Here is a 3,302-nt window from a genome sequence, read left to right on the forward strand (position 1 = left end):
CGCCGGAGCGCAGCGAGTTGGCAACGATGTAGAGCACGTCGGGCCCCGGCGTGAGGTTCAGCAGCCAGCCGGCGGCGATGAAAGCGAGCAGATGCGGGAGATCGGGCATCGCACGGCTCCTTGAGGTTCAGGCGTTGAAGAAGCCGCGGATGGCCGCCACGGCGCGGTCGACGCCGGCCGCATCGACATCGAGGTGCGTCACGAAGCGCAGCCGATAGAGGCCGGTGGCAAGAATGCCCTGCCCGTTGAGGTTCGCGAGCAGTTCGGGCGAACGCGCCTGCGCCGCGCCCATGAGGTCGACGAACACGATGTTCGTGTGCGGCGCCTCGACCTTCAGGCCCTCGATGCCCTCGAGCCCCTCGGCCAGGCGACGGGCCAGGGCATGGTCGTCGGCGAGGCGGTCGATGTGGTGGTCGAGCGCATGCGAAGCGGCTGCAGCAAGCAAGCCGGCCTGCCGCATGCCGCCGCCCGCCATCTTGCGGATGCGGTGCGCCCGCGCGATGAATTCGCGCGAACCGACCAGCGCCGAGCCGATGGGTGCGCCCAGGCCCTTGCTGAAGCAGACCGACACGCTGTCGAAGCACTGGGCGATGCGGCGCGCTTCGGTGCGGACGTCGCCGTTCTTGCTCAGCGCGGCCTGCGCGGTGGCGGCATTGAAGAGCCGCGCGCCATCGAGGTGCCGCTGCAGCCCCCTGCTTTTTGCCAGGTCGGTTGCCGCCTGCACGTATTCGAAGGGCAGCAGCTTGCCGCCCAGCGTGTTCTCCAGCGCCAGCAGCCGTGTGCGCGCGAAGTGCGCGTCGTCGGGCTTGATGGCGGCTTCGATCTGAGCGAGCGGCAGCGTGCCGTCGGGTGCGTGGTCGAGCGGCTGCGGCTGCACGCTGCCGAACACCGCGGCGCCGCCGCCTTCCCAGCGGTAGCAGTGGGCCTGCTGGCCGACGATGTATTCGTCGCCGCGCCCGCAGTGCGAAAGGATCGCGCACAGGTTGCTCTGCGTGCCCGTCGGCACCAGCAGCGCCGCCTCGAAGCCCAGCAGCGCGGCGATCTTTTCCTGCAGCGCGTTGACGCTCGGATCGGTGCCGAAGACGTCGTCGCCGAGCGGCGCCGCCATCATGGCCTCGCGCATCGCCGGGGTGGGCTGCGTGACGGTGTCGCTGCGCAGGTCGACGAGCAAGGAGCGGTCTGTCATGGCGGGTTTCAATCGAGAAAGTTCTTGAGCATCGCGTGGCCGTGCTCGGTGAGGATCGATTCGGGATGGAACTGCACGCCCTCGATGCGCACGTCATGCGCAAAGCCGGTGTGCCGCACGCCCATGATCTCGCCGTCGTCGGTCCATGCGGTGATCGCCAACGCCTTCGGGCAGCTCTCGCGCTCGATCGAGAGCGAGTGGTAGCGGTTGACGGTGAACTTCTCGGGCAGCCCCGCAAACACGCCCTCTTGCGTGGTCGTGATCTCGCTGGTCTTGCCGTGCATGAGCTGCTGCGCGCGAATGATCTTGCCGCCAAAGGCCGCGCCGATGGCTTGCTCACAATCCGGTGCACGCCCTTGACGACGGGGAACACGTTGAAGTTGATCAGGAGGCCCAGCTTGAGGCCCGAGAGGCGCAGTGCGGCCAGCACCTGCGCGCGGTGCAGGTCGGTCAGCACGTCGACCGCCTTGAGCTCGACGATGACCGACTGCTCGACCACGAAGCCCGCGCGGTACACCTCGCCGAGCGAGCGGCCCTTGTAGCTGGCCGAGAGCGCCACATCGCGCGTGAAGCCGATCTCGCGCTCGGCGAGTTCGATGGCCAGCGCGGCGGCGTAGGCCTCCTCGCCCAGGCCCGTGCCGAGCACGCGCTGCACCTCGACGGCGGCGCCGATGATCTCGTGCGAGAAATCGTTCTGGATGTCGGGTACGTTGCTCATTCCAGGCCTTCCTCGACCAGTTCGGCGGCACGCAGCAGTGCGCGCGCCTTGGCCTCTGTTTCTTTCCACTCCAGCTCGGGCACCGAGTCGGCCACCACGCCGGCCGCGGCCTGCACGTGCAGCATCTGGTCCTTCACGATGCCGGTTCGGATGGCGATGGCCACGTCCATGTCGCCGGCGTAGCTGATGTAGCCGCAGGCGCCGCCATAGAGGCCGCGCTTGGTGGGCTCGAGCTGGTCGATGAGCTCCATCGCATGCACCTTGGGCGCGCCGGTGAGCGTGCCGGCCGGGAAGGTGGCCTTGAGCACGTCGATGGCGGTCATGCCGTCCTTCAGCGTGCCTTCGACGTTGCTCACGATGTGCATCACGTGGCTGTAGCGCTCCACCGCGAAGGCCTCGGTCACCTTGACGGTGCCGGTCTTGGCGATGCGGCCGATGTCGTTGCGCGCGAGGTCGATCAGCATCACGTGCTCGGCGCGCTCCTTGGGGTCGTTGATGAGTTCTTCCTCGGCCGCCTTGTCGAGCTCGAGCGAGGCGCCGCGCGGGCGCGTGCCGGCCAGCGGGCGGATGGTGATCTTCTGCTCGCCGTCGCCCGTGTTCTCCTGGCGCACCAGGATCTCGGGCGAAGCCCCCACCACGTGGAAATCGCCCAGGTGGTAGTAGTACATGTAGGGCGAGGGGTTGAGCGAGCGCAGCGCGCGGTACAGCGACAGCGGCGACTCGGTGTAGCGCTTGCTGATGCGCTGGCCCACCTGCACCTGCATGAAGTCGCCGGCGGCGATCATGTCCTTGGCGCGCTCCACGGCCGCGAGGTAGTCGGCCTTGGCAAAGCTGCGCTCGGGCGGATGCGGCTGGGTGGGCTTCACGATGGGCGCGCTCACCGAGTACTTGAGCTTTTCCTTCAGCTCGCGCAGGCGGCGCTTGCCCACGGCATAGGCCTCGGGCTGCTTCGGGTCGGCATAGACGATCAGGTAGAGCTTGCCCGAGAGGTTGTCGATGACCGCCAGTTCCTCGCACTGCAGCAGCAGGATGTCGGGGCAGCCGAGCGCATCGGGCGGGCAGCTTTTTTCGAGCTTGCGTTCGATGTGGCGCACGGTGTCGTAGCCGAAGTAGCCCGCAAGGCCGCCGCAGAAACGCGGCAGGCCGGGCCGCAGCGCCACCTTGAAGCGCCTCTGGTAGTCGGCGATGAAATCGAGCGGATTGCCCGCGGCGGTTTCGACCACTTGGCCGTCGGTCACCACTTCGGTGACGGCGTCGGCGCCGAAGCCGCTCGCGCGCAGCAGCGTGCGCGCCGGCAGGCCGATGAAGCTGTAGCGCCCGAAGCGCTCGCCGCCCACCACCGATTCGAGCAGAAAGCTGTGCTTGCCGCCGCCTTGCGAATGGGCGAGCTTCAGATAG

2 protein-coding genes and 3 pseudogenes are annotated in these 3,302 nt (G+C 68.1%); all 5 read right to left on the reverse strand.

The window, feature by feature from the left end; translation table 11 throughout:
* Nucleotides 1-109 (reverse strand): annotated as a pseudogene (locus AC1DOC_RS31255) (LysE family translocator); the annotation flags it as partial.
* An 18-nt stretch (nucleotides 110-127) separates the two neighbouring features.
* Complete coding sequence (gene ltaE / locus AC1DOC_RS31260; protein WP_027730230.1) at nucleotides 128-1,186, reverse strand: low-specificity L-threonine aldolase; 1,059 nt, start codon at nucleotides 1,184-1,186, stop codon at nucleotides 128-130.
* Between the two features lie 8 nt (nucleotides 1,187-1,194).
* A pseudogene (locus tag AC1DOC_RS31265) lies at nucleotides 1,195-1,521 on the reverse strand (glutamine amidotransferase-related protein); the annotation flags it as partial.
* 14 nt (nucleotides 1,522-1,535) lie between these two features.
* Nucleotides 1,536-1,904: pseudogene (locus tag AC1DOC_RS31270) on the reverse strand (GxxExxY protein); the annotation flags it as partial.
* On the reverse strand, nucleotides 1,901-3,302 hold a 1,402-nt coding region (locus tag AC1DOC_RS31275), incomplete at its 5' end, for an anthranilate synthase component I family protein (protein WP_478131286.1). The pseudogene AC1DOC_RS31270 and the gene AC1DOC_RS31275, both read right to left, overlap by 4 nt.

It is taken from the genome of Variovorax sp. 01T439_2 (genome assembly GCF_056398445.1).